Annotated in this window: 9 protein-coding genes and 1 pseudogene; 2 read left to right on the top strand and 8 right to left on the bottom strand. The window is 71.5% G+C overall.

Features of this window, described 5'->3' with window-relative positions; translation table 11 throughout:
- Window positions 1–731 precede the first annotated feature (731 nt).
- Together ABZO29_RS18825 and ABZO29_RS18820 are read right to left on the bottom strand one after the other, a co-directional pair.
- The gene (locus tag ABZO29_RS18825; protein WP_367321354.1) at window positions 732–1,583 is read right to left on the bottom strand and encodes a helix-turn-helix domain-containing protein; all 852 of its coding nucleotides are present in this window, start codon (window positions 1,581–1,583) and stop codon (window positions 732–734) included.
- Window positions 1,584–1,721: 138 nt separating this feature from the next.
- Window positions 1,722–2,268, bottom strand: a pseudogene (locus ABZO29_RS18820) (ATP-binding protein).
- A gap of 154 nt (window positions 2,269–2,422) precedes the next feature.
- Between ABZO29_RS18820 and ABZO29_RS18815 the strand changes: the two are divergent.
- Window positions 2,423–3,298, top strand: a complete 876-nt coding sequence (locus tag ABZO29_RS18815) for a helix-turn-helix transcriptional regulator (RefSeq protein WP_367321353.1) — start codon at window positions 2,423–2,425, stop codon at window positions 3,296–3,298.
- Window positions 3,295–3,504: a DUF397 domain-containing protein gene (locus ABZO29_RS18810; RefSeq protein WP_367321352.1), complete on the top strand. Its 210-nt coding sequence runs from the start codon at window positions 3,295–3,297 to the stop codon at window positions 3,502–3,504. Before ABZO29_RS18815 ends, ABZO29_RS18810 begins: the two co-directional genes overlap by 4 nt.
- Window positions 3,505–3,508: 4 nt before the next feature.
- On the opposite strand, the gene ABZO29_RS18805 is transcribed toward ABZO29_RS18810, so the two are convergent.
- The 6 genes from ABZO29_RS18805 to ABZO29_RS18780 form a co-directional block, all read right to left on the bottom strand.
- Window positions 3,509–5,971, bottom strand: coding sequence for a tetratricopeptide repeat protein (locus ABZO29_RS18805; protein WP_367321351.1), 2,463 nt, complete (start codon window positions 5,969–5,971; stop codon window positions 3,509–3,511).
- A 247-nt stretch (window positions 5,972–6,218) separates the two neighbouring features.
- Entirely contained in the window at window positions 6,219–8,987 is a 2,769-nt protein-coding gene (locus tag ABZO29_RS18800) for a poly(A) polymerase (RefSeq protein WP_367321350.1), read from the bottom strand.
- Between the two features lie 3 nt (window positions 8,988–8,990).
- A complete protein-coding gene (locus ABZO29_RS18795) occupies window positions 8,991–10,652 on the bottom strand; it encodes an RNA ligase family protein (protein WP_367321349.1) in 1,662 nt (553 codons plus the stop codon).
- A 189-nt stretch (window positions 10,653–10,841) separates the two neighbouring features.
- Window positions 10,842–11,774 (bottom strand): hypothetical protein, encoded by a 933-nt coding sequence (locus ABZO29_RS18790; RefSeq protein ID WP_367321348.1) that lies wholly within the window; start codon window positions 11,772–11,774, stop codon window positions 10,842–10,844.
- The gene (locus ABZO29_RS18785) at window positions 11,771–12,355 is read right to left on the bottom strand and encodes a hypothetical protein (protein ID WP_367321347.1); all 585 of its coding nucleotides are present in this window, start codon (window positions 12,353–12,355) and stop codon (window positions 11,771–11,773) included. The genes ABZO29_RS18790 and ABZO29_RS18785 overlap by 4 nt, the downstream gene beginning before the upstream one ends.
- A gap of 103 nt (window positions 12,356–12,458) precedes the next feature.
- Window positions 12,459–13,196, bottom strand: a complete 738-nt coding sequence (locus ABZO29_RS18780; protein WP_367321346.1) for a helix-turn-helix domain-containing protein — start codon at window positions 13,194–13,196, stop codon at window positions 12,459–12,461.
- Window positions 13,197–13,503: the final 307 nt, after the last annotated feature.

Here is a 13,503-nt window from a genome sequence, read left to right as displayed (position 1 = left end):
GGGCCCTTTCGCATACCTCCGCATACCTCCGCAGGGTCGAGCGTGACGCCGGGCTTCAGCGTCACGACATAGTCCAGCTCGCTGCTGTTGGCGGCCTGCGCCACGTTCACCTTGTCGCCCAGGGAGCTCCAGAAGCCGGTGTGCTGCACGCCGCGGGTCTGGATGATGGGTACGACGACCTTGAGCGAGGTGAGCGCGGCGGTCGACTTGACGGTGACGGAGCTCTGCTCCCAGTAGTCGTTGGAGTCCGCGTCCACGTTCCCGTCGGACCACAGGTAGCCGGTCTGCGTCTGCGACTGTGTGTTCCGGGTGGCCGACGAGGAGAGCTGTTCCTGCTGGCTGCCGGTGCTGTCCGTGGAGGGGCCGGCTGCGTCGGACTTCGGGGGTGGACCGAGGCGCCTGCGGGGCTGCTCCCGCTCCCGCCCCCGCCCCGCCCGACACGGGGACGTAGACGACGTCGGGGCCGCTCCTGCCGCTGCCCTCCTTCTGCGGGGAGGGGACGGCCGACGGCTTCTTGACCTCACCGGAAGCGGGCTTCCCGGCCTCGGCTTCCTTGTCGGCCGCCGTGGTCACCTTGTCATGACAGGCGCGATGGGCTGGCTCGGCGCCCTGAAACGGCACCGCAAGGGCGTCCTCCTGGGCCCGCAGAGCGTGTTGGAGGGCGACTTCGGCGGGTCATGGCGCTCGCTCCTCGTCGTCTGTGCCCAGGGGCAAGGATCGTCGCCTTCATGCTAGGCGGCCGTGAGATCGGATCGGCAGTCGCGGCAGCGGCCGGGGACGGGGGAGCGGAAGGCTCGGTCGCAGCCGTCGCAGGTCTGGAGCGGGTGCCGTGTGTCAGGGGGCGGGGCTGGGGCTCGGAACGGCGGCGAGGGCGGAAGCTGAGCGGTGAGCCGGTGGGCCAGGAGGGCTGCGGGGCGTCGTAGGCCTTCGGGTGGCAGATCTGCGGTCAGGGCCTGTCGTACGGCCGTGGCGCTGACGTCGCGCTCCAGCCAGACGGCGACTCCGGGGGCGAGGTGCCGGGTGTCGCAGGCGGAGAGGAGGAGGCGGGGGTCCTGGCGACGGAGTTCGGTCAGGAGATCGGCCGCCGCCTGGAGGAGCGCGGGGGAGGGGAAGGCCGGCTGCGGTACGGCGGGGAGGGCGCGCTTCTTCGGCGCGGGCCGCGCCGCCCGCCGCACGGGCTGATCGTGGTCGGTGTGCCGGGCTCCGGGCTGGTTGCAGGAGACCGTGCGGGTGACGATACGGCCGTCGCCGACCCGTTCCCGGGTGCGGCGCAGGTAGCCGTGGGCCTCCAGCTCGCGCAGGGCGGCGGCGATCCGCGCCGCGCCCTCGGGGAAGCGGGCGGCGAGGGTCTTGATGTCGACGCGGGCCCCCTTGGGCAGCGACTGGATGTGCACGGCCAGGCCGATGGCGAGGAGCGAGAGCTCCGAGTGCTGGGCCAGGTGGTTGCCGATCACCGTGAAGCGGGTGGTGTGGCGGGTGTTGTCGTGGGTGAGGCCGCCGGAGTGGGGCCGCCTGTGCGGGTGGTTGTTGGCGGCAAGGCGGGACTGGGCTTGCGTCGGCACGCTAGGGTTCTGGGTATCCATCAGGAAGTTGCGACCTTCCTCGTTGGTCAGGCCCTCGCACTGGGATGCCAGTCCCGGCGGGGGCCGTCGCATGTCTGCGGTTGTTGCGCCGAGCGTAGGGCAGGCAACCGGCTCGCAATGCAGCCGAGTTGGTGATGTTCACTCGCGCGGGTGAGGCGCTGCCGCAGGCGGGAGGAGGGGTGGGGCTTGGTGGGGTCCTTTCACCGGTGGTCCTTGGGGAAGACCGCCCGTGGCACCGGAGCACGGTTCGCCGGGTTCCGGTGGGAGAACAAGTTCGGCCCATACCGTCTTGCGTGGCGCCGGGCCTTCCGAGACCCCCCCAACGATCGGCCAGGGTGCCCACGAGGAGCAGACCTCGGCCGGACTCCGCCTCGAGGATGGGGCGTTGGGCACAGGGGAGACGGTCCCCGCGTGTGTCGGTGACTTCGATGCGGAGGGTGTCGCCGACGACGTACAGCGTGAGCCGGAAGTCCCGGCCGGGGACGCGGCCGTGGGTGACCGCGTTGGCCGCCAGCTCGGCGACGATGTGGATCGGCGCTTCCCACGAGAGTCCCCAGGCGCGGAGCTGTTCGGTGGCGAGCAGACGGGCGAGGCGGGCTCCGCGGGGTGTGGGGGACAGCAGGACGCTGAAGTTGCGCATAGCGCTGCCGAGTTGGGCCGTGGGGGCGGTAGTTCCATGATTCACGTTACTCAGAGTGGCCGCATGCGCCTACCGTGAGGAGTGACTACGCCGTTGCGTACGGTGACTGTCCGGACGTTGTCCGGTCGTGTCCGGGCTGTCGGGGTGGCGCACACGGGTAGGGGCGTGGCGGTACGACGCGTACGACGGAGGGTGCGGGATGTCGGTGGACGGCGAGGCGGTACGGCTCAAGGGCGAGGCGGGCGAGCCGGGTTGGGATGTGGACCCGGACGACGACTGGGGAGTGGCCGTCGTCGCGACCGTGGGGCGGCAGTTGAAGCTGCGGCGCGAGGCCGTGGGGATGCGCGCCGCCGACTTCGGGCCGGCGGTCGGGTACGGCGAGGACATGGTCTACAAGATCGAAAGCGGGAAGCGGATCCCTCGGCCCGAGTACCTGGACAAGGCGGACGAGGTGCTGGGTGCCGGTGGGTTGCTCTCGGCGATGAAGGAGGATGTACGGAGGGTCCGGTACCCGAAGAAGGTGCGGGACCTGGCGCAGTCGGAGGCGAAGGCGGTCGAGCTTCAGCTCTACGACCCGCTGAACATTCACGGGTTGTTGCAGACGCCGGAGTACGCCCGTGGGCTTCTCCTGATGCGCCGCCCTGCGTACACCGCGGACGAGGTGGAGCGGTTCATCGCCGCCCGCGTGGCCCGCAAGGAAGTCTTCGAACGGGACCCGGCGCCTGAGCTCAGCTTCGTCCTGGAGGAGTGGACGCTTCGACGCCCGCTCGGCGGGAGGGCGGCGCTGCGTCGCCAGCTTGAACGTCTGCTGGAGGCAGGGCAGTTGCGGAACGTCGAGCTTCAGGTGATGCCGATGGATCGCGAGGAGCATGCCGGGCTGGCCGGTGGAATCGAGGTGCTGAAGTTCGCTGACGGCTCGGCAGTGGGGCGTTCACCGGCCGTGGCCAACGGCCGACCGGTTTCCGAGCCCAGGCAGCTCCGTATCCTTGAACTGCGGTATGGCATCATCCGGGCTCAGGCTCTCGCACCCCGTGAGTCGACGGCCTTCATCGAGCAACTGCTGGGGGAGACATGATCCGCAAGATCTCGGCCGGGGACGCCTCCGACCTGGCATGGTTCAAGAGCAGCTACAGCAGCAGCAGCGAGGGCGACTCCTGCGTCGAAGTCGCCACCACCCCCACCACCATCCACGTCCGCGACTCCAAGAACATCGCCGGGCCCCGACTCGCGCTCGCGCCGGAGGCCTGGGCCGACTTCGTGCCGTACGCCGCCATGGGCTGAGTGGTCACCAGGACGGCGGCAGGTAGTACCAGGCCTCCTGGCCCGGACGGGCGTGGTGGGCCCTGCAGTGCTCGGTCAGCGGATGGTCGGCGCCGAGGTGCCGCTCGCAGTCGTCGAGCAACGCGCGGAACGCGGTGTTCGCCTCGTCGGAGCGGCCGGAGCACCCGGTCCAGAGGGCCTGTTGATGGCGCCCCGCGAGTGTGAGTTCGTGGTCGGGCCCCAGAGCTCTGGCGGTGTCCTCGACGACGGACGCCAGGAGGGCCAGCGCCTCGCCCCACCGGCCTGCCGTACCCGTCCATCCGGTGAGCTGGAGACGGCCGCTCAGGGTGCGTGGGTGATCGACGCCGTGGATGGCGGCCCAGCCCTCGACCACCTCGGCGAGGAGCCGCAGACCCAGTGCGGTGTCACCGGCCGTGGTCACCGCCCCGGCCTGGTTCCAGCGGGCGTAGACGGTGAGCCTGTGGTGAGTCCCCAGCAGCCGGCCGGCGTCGTCGGCGAGTTCGCCCCACAGCCGGACCGCCTCGGTCGTCCGTCCACTGTCGAAGGTCCCGCCCGCCACCTCGAACCGGCTGTTGAGAGTCGTCAGATGCTCGGGACCCAACACCCGCAGGGAGCGTGTCTGCGTGGCGAGGGCCAGGCGCAGCGCCTCGGACGTGCGGCCGGCGTGGCCGGTCCACCGGGCGACGTCCAACGCGGCTTCGAACGTCTGAGCATGGTCGTCCCCGTACCTCTGCCGGACGTCCTCATACAACCGCGTGACCAGCTCGAGGGCCTCTTCCACGTTGCCGGCCCCGCCGGTCCACCAGGCCAGGGCCGAGCGAAGCGTGAACAGGACCTCGGGATCGGTGTCGGGCGGGGCCGACTGGAGCGTGGTCCGCAGCACCTCGCAGGCCTCCGCCAGCCGCCACTCGTCCCCCAGGAGCAGTGCCAGCCCGGCGGCGGCAGTGAGAACACCACCGTCGGAGGCCTTCTGGAAGGCATCCCGGGCGGCTGTGCGCTGCGCCCGCGTGAGCGCCGCCCGGCCGATGTCCTCGCAGACCTCGGCGTCCGCCGCCGCGATCAGCACGGCCCAGGTGCCGTCCAGGACGGGGGTGCTCTCCGGGACGGCGTCCATGCTGTCGGGCAGGTAGTCGAAGACGTAGTAGCCGTCTTCCGCCGAGTCCGCGGGCGTGAGCATGCTGCTCGTGGCGTGCACCGCTGTCGCCGCCCAGGCCAGTGCTTCCTCCCACCCCTCGGGGTGCAGCCGGAGCCCGCCCCGCTCGGCGAGATGCAGTTCGTGGAGGTCGCGGAGCAGCGCGGTCGGAAGTGGTCGGCTCCATCCCGCTCGGCTGGCGTCCACCGCCGCACCGACCAGGGCGGCTCCGCGAACGTGCCGTCCCTCCGGTGCCCAGGCGTCCTGCCAGGCCCGGAGCAGTTCGGGGCCGGCGGCCAGGAACTCGGCGATGCCGTACCGCTCGGCGCCGCCGATCGCCCGGGCGAGACGTTTGTCCTGGCTGAACTCCCGGGCCCGCGTCACCTCGCGCTCGTTCCAGCGCCGGTCCAGCCGGATCTCGTACGCGATGGCCAGCACGTCCCGCCCGAACCGTCGGACCGAACCCTCGGGACCCTCCTGGACGGGACCCGGCAGGCCCTGGTACCGGGCCCTTTCCTGCGCCCTGATCGTTGCCAGGACCACAGCACCCGGGCGGGTGAGCCGGTCCAGAAGGCGCGGGGTCAGTCCGCCTGCGCCCAGGTACCGCTCGATGTCGTCCAGCCAGACGACCGAGCCGTGTCCGCCCGGGAGCGCTGCCGCGGCCGCCCGCAGCGCCGTCGGGTCGGCCGGATCGGGCACGATCAGAGCGGCCCGGGGGAGGACTTCCCGGGCCGCTTCGAACGCCGCTCGTGTCTTGCCCGCCGTGGACTCGCCGACGACCAGGACGAAAGGGTGCGTGCGCAGGGCCTCCTCGATCTCGGTGCTCCGGTCCCGCCGCACGAAGGGAGGGAGCTTCGGGTCGATCGTGCGCGCGTTCTCCTCCGGGGCGGCCGGATGAACGCCGATTCTGGTGAGGTCGTCGATGTCACGGACTCCGGGTATCCGACCTCGACGGTCGCGCAGCAGCTTGTCCCTGATCTCCAGAACCTGCCGCCTGCTGTCGTCGATGAGCTGCTGTCCCCTCTGGGACAAGGCCGCGCCCACAGTCGCGGCCACGGCTATCAGGGCCCCACCCACAACGCCCGGGAGCACGCGGGCCAACCAGGAGGCCGCCGACAGGCCGACGGCGACGGTGACGAGCAGCCACCAGCCGCTCTGACGGATCCCCCATCTCCGCATACGGCCCATGAGAACACCACCGCCGGGGCGGGTCCATAGAACGAATGCCTGGAACAGATGGTCTTGCGGCTCCATCTCGGGGAGCGACTGCCGTTTCTCCAGGTACGTGGCGAAGGCCGCGGTCAGTGACGACCTCGTGCGTTCCTCCGCGAGCACGTCCGGTTGCGCGCTGCCGAACCCCTCGAAGAGGGTGCGCCGACCGGGGCGGCGGTGGGTTCCGGTTCGCTGATGTCGTACTCGTCCATGGAGTGTCGGTCGGATTCGATCACCAACCGCTGCCGTCCGGACATTCCGTCGCTGACGCTGGGGCCTCTCCTGTTCGTACGCCCTGATGAGGAAGGCCAGTGTGCCCTCACCATGCCGTGTGGGCGTGCGAAACCGGTGTGAATCACCCGTCCAGTGATCAGCGCAGGGTTGGAACCCCGCCCTCCTCAACCCCCGTCAGCGTGACCCCCGTCAGGTCGCGCAGTCGGCGTGCCGCCACGGCTGCGAGGTCGTCCGGGGCCGGTGGGGTGGAGCCCAGCCCGATGGCGTAGCGGACCGGGTTCGTGGTGAAGGGGCGGGGCCAGGCGTGGCAGTCGGGGGCCAGCGCCGAGAGGTCGGTGAGGAGGGCGCGCATCCTGCCGCGTACCCGGCCCTCGTCCGCGTCCGAGCCCACCGTCACCACCGCCCAGGCCGCGTGGCGGCGGTGGAGTGGGGCAGGGGCGAGGAGTTCGGCACGGGGGTACGGGTCCTTGGTCGCGTCCAGCAACTCCCAGGCACGGAACAGCTCTTGGGTGATGAGGTCGCGCATGCCCGCCGTAACTTGGTCCGTACAGGGGCGTACCGGGGCGGTGGGAGTTGTGATGGTGAGGGGGAGGGGCTCGGTGCTGTCGCCCGCCGATCCCACCGGCTCCCGCCAGTCCCAAGCCGCCCACGTCGCGAAGAAGTGCCGTAGGAGATCGCCCGGCGGCAGGTCGCCGGCCTCGGCCGCGGTGCGGGCCGCCAGGACGGACCAGGCCAGGCCCGGCAGGCCGCCGAAGGGTGCCGAGTCCAGACCCCGGGCCTTCGCCCATGCCTTGACCTGCGTGGCCAGCCGCGCGAAGGCCGGCCCGTGTGCGCCCACCGACGCCACCACCGCGTCGGCGTCGCTCACCGCGCTGAGCGCGATCGCCGCCGCCTCGCCCAACTCGGCCCGGCGCTCCACCGCCTCGGCGGGGTCCATCGAACCGGTGGCGACGACGACCAGGTCCACTTCCAGTCCGTCGACCCGCAACCGCAGACCGGGTACGCGCGCCCCGACCACCTCACACACATCGGTCGCCTCGGGGAGCTCGGCAGCCAACTGTGCCTGTATGGCGGCGAGTTCGACCGCTCCGGGCAGCGCCGCCACCAGGTCCAGGTCCGCACCCGGCAGCGCGCAACCCATACGCCGGGAGCCCACGACGTGTACGACGCCTTCGGAGAGCGTGTTCCCGATACGGCGGCTGGTCTCCTCGGCCACCCGTGACCTGTCCTGGGCCTCGTCCTGTGCGGCCTCCTCCACCCAGCGGACCTCTCCCGTTCCCAGCGTCACCGTCCCCCGCACCCGCATCGGCTCGTCCCCGCGCCGCGACAGCAGTGCCAGCTCGCCGACCCTGACCGGCATCGGGGCGAGCCGGGCCGCGCAGGCGGTGGCCAGGGTGTTCGGGTCGGTGGTGCGGCCCAGGCTGAGGTGAGGGGTGAAGCCCGCGTGGCGGCCGCGGCAGCGGGGGAAGTGGCGCAGGAGGGTGCGGTGCAGGTCGGCCCACGGTTCCTCACCCGCGGCCGCGGGGTCGAGCCAGATCGTGGCGTCGTCCCGGTGGCCGAACCAGTGCACGCCCTCCAGCCGGGCGTCGAAGGGAGCCGTGGCGGCCGTCGCGAGCACCGATGCCGCCCGCTCGAAGGCGTGTTCCGGTACGAACCCGAAGAGCACGTTCACATGCGGGGGCCAGCGGCGGATCTGTGGGTCGTGCTCCCGGCGGATGTCCTGCAGCGGGGCCCACAGCTCCTCGGGAGGGATCCACGCCAGTGCCGTACGGGGTGTCGGCCGTTCGTCAACGTGCTCAGCGGCGTCCGTCTCCGGAGCACCCGCCGCCAACTCGGCCCGCACTCCGTAGTGATCGGAGATGTACAGCCCTTCCGTCGTGGGCACGTCACCGCACAGTTCGGCCCGCCGTACTCGCAGACCCCGCAACAGCACCCGGTCCAGCCGCGAGACCCGGCCGGTCAACGACGAGATCGCGGCCAGCGGGTTGGTGCCCGGGTCGAAGGTCGGGGTCGTGTCGTCGGCGCCGTGCGCCTCGCTCCACGCGTCCCGCAGGCCCAGCGTCAACTGCGGTGTGTCGCCGCCGTCGTTGAAGTCGCCCATGAGAATCAGATCGGCGTCCACGCCGGCCAACCCCTCGGCGATACGGGTAAGTTCCGCACTACGCCGTTCGGCACCGTTCTCCGAGTGGTCGCTGCTCAGATGGGTCGCCGCGACGACGAAGGGCCGTGCGCCCGCCTCCACGACGAGGGCGGTCACCGCCTTGTGCGGGCCCAGTTCGTGGTACGCGGCCTCGCGGACGGGCAACCGGCTCAGGAGCAGCAGGCCGCACTCGTCCACGTCCCGCCCCCGAGGATCCGTCGCCAGCGTCCAGTCCGCCCGCACCCACGGCTCGCGCAGCAGCAGGGCGAGGAGTTCCGCCTCGACCTCCTGCAACGCGATCACGTCCACGTCGGCGTCGCGCAGAGCCCTGAGCAGCAGTGGCCTGCGCGTGGCGCTGTCGATGCGGTCGGCGTCGTACCGGTCCCAGAGGGTGTTCCAGGTCAGCACCCGCACACCGCCGGACGCGGCCCCACGTGGCGAGCGCGCGGGCGCCCAGTCCTCGCCGTCCCACGCATAGGGCGTACGGGCCGTGAAGAACGGCGCCCGGAGCAGCCGGGCCTCCCGCACCCGCCCCGCCTCCGTCGCGTCGATCCGGTCCACCCCGGTGGTCCGGTCCCACACGACCTCGCCGTCGGCCTCGAAGAACAGCACGCGGTGCCACGGGATCTCGCCTCCGGGCACGAACGCGGGCAGCGGGACACGCTTGGGTGCGGCGCCGCGCTGCAGGACGCCCAGCACGAAGCGCGCCGGGTCGAAGCGCGCGTCCCAGCGCACCCGGTGATAGATCTCCTCGCTCGTACGCATGAGTCAGACCTCATCCTCCACGATCCCGCTCGCCCCGATGTACCAGGTGCGATGCGCGTCGCCGGGATACGGCGGGCCGAAGCGGCGCAGTTGGGCGGTGAGCACGTCGGGCGGCACCGGATGCTCGCGGCGGGCGTTGCGCCGTATCAACTCATCCTCGTCGACGAGCACCACGGCGTGCGTGATCAGGGCGTCGCGGCGGTGGGCGATCGTGTGCACGAGCGAGCGCTGCTGCTTGTTGAGGGACGTGGCGTCCCACACCACGGTCCCTCCGGCGGCCAGGGCCCGGTCCAGCCGGTCCAGCCCCTCGCGCAGGACGTCCCCGTTGGCCCGCTGGTCGGCGCGCGCGCCGCGTGCCTCGCGCAGATCGTCCAGGGAGACGTACGCGTCCACGCCCGGCAGCCCCCGGGCGAACGTGCTCTTGCCGCTGCCCGCCGGACCGGCCATGTGGATCAGTTTCGGGAAGGCGCCGGACCGCCGACGCCAGGTCGCGGCGACGGCCTCCTCGACGCTGCCGATCCGCCCCAGTGCGTACGCCTCCCGCGCCTCGGCCCGGCACCGGACGGCCGCCTCGGCCGGCAGCCCGGCGAACGCCTCCCGCAGCCCGCCCTCGTCCAGGCTCCCCACGTCCTCGGCGTGCAGCGCCGACCACTCCACCTGCTCGAGCGCCTCGTCGGTGTCCGCGGTGGCGCGGGCGACCGCGTGCAGCAGCCCGAGGTCCGCGGCGTAGGACAGCCGTATCAGACCGGCCCGGCGATCCTCGTCGGGATACGGCCGGTGCAGTGCTGGATGCAGCCCTACGAGATCGGCGACCCGGCGTGCGAGCGGCATGCCGACCACCCCGGCGAGCCGCGCCGCCAGCCGCGCCCGCCGTCCGCCGTGCAGCAGCGCGGCCAGTACGCCGGCCAGCCGGTCGTCCCCGGCCCGCCCCACCGGATCGAGCCGGGCGACGGCCCGCGGGTCCCCCTCACCGGGCAGCCCCACGGCCTCCTCCAACGCGCCCGGGTCAACGGCCGCGCCGGAGCGCACGGCCCACAGCGCGGCCCCTGCCCCGAGTCCGTTCTCCACTACGGCCGAGTGCATCCAGTGCGTGTCCGTCTGCACATGCCCCGCCCGCACCCACTTGGCCACGCGCTCCCCGAACTCCTGCGCCCCGAACCCGGCCGCGACCCGTACGACGTACCCCTCCTGCCGCCCGAGATCCAGCCGCAGCGCGCGCAGTGCCCGCTCGTCGAACTCGCCTCGCCACAGCACCCGCGGTACGGGAATGCCGAGCCCGCGCAGAAAGGCCACCGTCCGGTCCCACTCCAGGCAGCGGCCGTCCGCGTCCCACACCGAGAAGCCGTAGAAATAGCTCTCCAGGTCGTCGTACGCGATCGAGTGCCGGGCGAACATGTTCTCCCCGCACACCCGCCATCCCTCGGGAATGGCGTGGCCGATCCGTGCCTGCAGCGCCTTGACCCAGGTGCGGGAGGGGTGGTGGGCCGAGTCCAGCGAGCGGGCGTGCAGGCCGTCGGCGTACAGCGTGGTGTTCTCACCGTCGAGCTTCTCGGTGACGACGACCTCCCGGCCGCGCAGGCCGGACAGGCCGGTGACCCGGAGATCATCGGCATTCGCGCCGGGGGACCAGGGCAGATGCCGGGTCCGCGGATAGTGCGTACGCATGGTGAACGTTCCCCCGTGACAGCCGACGTACCTGGTCAGGGTAGGAGCGGGGGCGGCGGTGGGCGAACGGATTTTGCGGGTCGCTCCACAGTCGGGGCGCGGAACCAGTTCGTGTCCGTGGTCGTCCTGCGTGCTCTTGGAGTCCTCCCGGGAGCCCACTGGCCAGTTGGTCGTCCCGTGTTCTGCGGTTCAGGAGTCCAGCGGCAGCGGGACTTGTTCTGCGGCCGGGCCCAGGTAGGTGTACTCCGTGGCCCGTGCGATACCCACGGCGTCCAGGCGCTGCCGGAAGCGAACCCGGAAGTGGACGTTGTCCCCGAGGACGGGGCGCATGCGGAGCAGTTCCTCGGGTTCCTCGAAGTGGACGTCGTAGGCCGGAGCGTTCTTGGCCGTGCCCGTCTTCACCTTCACCCAGCCGCTCTCACGCAGTTCGGTGATGCGTCCCGAGATGGTGATCTCCTGGTCTCGGGGTCTGGTGTCGCGGAGGCGTTCGACGTAGTGCCGGCCGCGTTCCGTGAGCCGGGCGCTGCGCACGCCGCCGGTGGCGTCGTACCAGGCCACGTCGAGTTCGAGCGCGTACTTGTCGAGCGCGCGGGCCACCGCGTCCACGGCGTCGAAGAGCCGTGACCACTCGCGGACGTCCTGCTCGGCCTCAAGCGCGTCGAGGAGCTTGGTGAAGGTCTGCATCCCGGTGCTGGTCGCGGAGGTGGCGGGAGCGTCCAGGACCGGCTGGTCGGGAGAGGGCGACGCGGCGACGGGGCGGGCGTGAATCACGGTGCTGCCTGCCGAGAGACCGGTGAGTTCCAGCTGGACCGGCGTGCCCGCCGCCGCGGAGACGGCCTTCTCCACGGGATCGAGCAGCGCGTCACCCCACTGGAAGCGCAGCGCGCCGCTCTCTGTGTCCGGCCCGGTGAGCCGGAGCCGCAGCTCTTCGTCGAGGCGGGCGTCCGGCTCGTACTCGCGGGCCGCGGCCAGCCGGCTCGCGCGGTGATCAGCCTCGATCTCTGCGTCCTCCCGGTCCTCGGTGCCCATCTCCTCCAGCAGCCGACGTGCGGCCGCCGCGGCGTTCGGGTCGTCCCGTAGGAGAGCGCGCCTGCGCTCGCGCCAGCTGTCGCCGGTTGTCACAGTCGCACCTCCAGATATCCGCGTGCCGGGACGGCACTGTCCTCCGATGGGGAACAGTCGGCCCGGCCGGGCAGCCGGCAGCGTTGCCACCAGTCGTCCCACACCCCTCTTTGCATGAAGTATGTCCGTTCCTCGGCGGTCATGCGCTCAGGCTGGAACACGTGGCCGACCGGCTGGTATCCGACTCTGACCGGCGAGACCCCGAACGTCCTTTTGATGCTGTCGCGGCTCTTGAAGGCCGTCGTCAGCCACTTCGATCCGGGCCTGCCGCGCACCGCGCGCTCGGCTCTGGTGTCGATCAGCAGCGTCGCGTCGATGTTGCGTGGATCGGGCTTCGCGCTGACGAAGCTGCCGCCGAGCCACAGCCTGTGGACGAGCGTGAGCCCGCCGAGAAGGCTCGCGTACTCGTCTTCCAGGGTGAAGAAGCGGTTCAGGTAGTCGTGGAGCCCGTCCCACAGCTGAGTACGGGTGCCGGAGTCGCTGAACTCCGGTGCACTCACCAGCATGGCTTCCGCATCGTCGAAGGAGACCGAGTAGCGGCCCAGCGGGAGGAAGCCGTTCGCGGCGAAGGATGGCAGCACATGAGGTCCTGGTCGGAAGGGTGGGCAAGGTCGTGAGGCGCCGTGCTTCATCTTGCCGCGATGAAGGATGAGTTGTGCGGGTTTCTTGCAGCTTGTTCCCCTGTCATGGTGCATGTCCGGCACATGCCGGGCTGGGGGAACGGAAGGCGCGGTCGCAGCCGTCGCAGTTGCGGAGGGGGTGCCGGACAGTCGGGGGTGGCAGCTGGGTGGTGAGGCGGTGGGCAAGGAGGGCGGCGGGACGGCGCGGGCCTTCGGGGGGCAGATCGGCGGTTGGGGGCACGTCGCGTTCGAGCCAGGCGGCGACGCCGGGGGCCAGATGGGTGGTGTCGCAGGTGGAGAGGAGGAGATGGGGGTCGTGACGGCGCGGGTCGGCGAGGAGATCGGTGGCCTGCTGAAGAAGAGTGGGGGCGGGGTAGGTGGGGCGCGGCACGGCTGGGAGGGGCTTTCGGTGCTTCTTGCGGGGCGTGTGGTTGTCTCCGGGGGCGACGGGCACCTCGTCGGGCTCCGGTGGTGGCGTGGGTGCGTGGGATGTGGGGCTCGGATGGGGGTGGTGGTGCGACGCGGGGCAGCTGTGGGCTGGTTGCAGGAGATCGTGCGGGTTGCGGTGGCGTTCGTGGCGCAGGTAGCCGTGTGCCTTCAGCTCGCGCAGAGCGGCTGCGATGCGGGTCGCCCCCTCGGGGAAGCGGTCGGCAAGGGTCTTGATGTCGACGCGGGCGCCGGTGGGGAGCGACTGGATGTGGCAGGCCAGGCCAATGGCGAGGAGGGAGAGGTCCGGGTGCTGGGTGAGGTGGTTGCCGATCACCGTGAAGCGCGTGGTGTGGCGGGTGTTCTCGTGGGTCACGCCCGAGGGGTGAACACGGGGGCGTGGGGTCGCCCCGGGTGGTTGCCGCCGACGGCTGACTGGGCACGCGGGGGCACGCTAGGGTTTTGGGTACCCATCGGGAAGCTACCTCTTCCTCGGTGGTCAGGCCCTCGCAACGGGATTGCCGTCCCGGCGGGGGCCGATGTATGTCTGCGGTTGTTGCGCTGAGCGTAGGGGAGTTGGGGGCCGCGAAAACCAGCCGAGCCGGGGATGTTCACCCGCCCGAGTGAGCTTGGGCTGCGGGTGGGAGGGGTGGGGCTTGGTGGGGTTCTTTCACCCTCACCTC

The sequence above is a fragment of the Streptomyces sp. HUAS ZL42 genome (genome assembly GCF_040782645.1).
Classification (GTDB): domain Bacteria; phylum Actinomycetota; class Actinomycetes; order Streptomycetales; family Streptomycetaceae; genus Streptomyces.
The sequence above is the reverse complement of the archived record's forward strand: the minus strand, read 5'-3'. Positions and strand labels throughout refer to the sequence as shown.

Excerpts from the sequence above, each read along its gene's own strand:
- ABZO29_RS18825 (WP_367321354.1), bottom strand. The coding sequence starts at position 1,583 with ATGGATACCCAGAACCCTAGCGTGCCGACGCAAGCCCAGTCCCGCCTT.
- ABZO29_RS18815 (WP_367321353.1), top strand. The coding sequence starts at position 2,423 with ATGTCGGTGGACGGCGAGGCGGTACGGCTCAAGGGCGAGGCGGGCGAG.
- ABZO29_RS18810 (WP_367321352.1), top strand. The coding sequence starts at position 3,295 with ATGATCCGCAAGATCTCGGCCGGGGACGCCTCCGACCTGGCATGGTTC.
- ABZO29_RS18800 (WP_367321350.1), bottom strand. The coding sequence starts at position 8,987 with ATGCGTACGAGCGAGGAGATCTATCACCGGGTGCGCTGGGACGCGCGC.
- ABZO29_RS18795 (WP_367321349.1), bottom strand. The coding sequence starts at position 10,652 with ATGCGTACGCACTATCCGCGGACCCGGCATCTGCCCTGGTCCCCCGGC.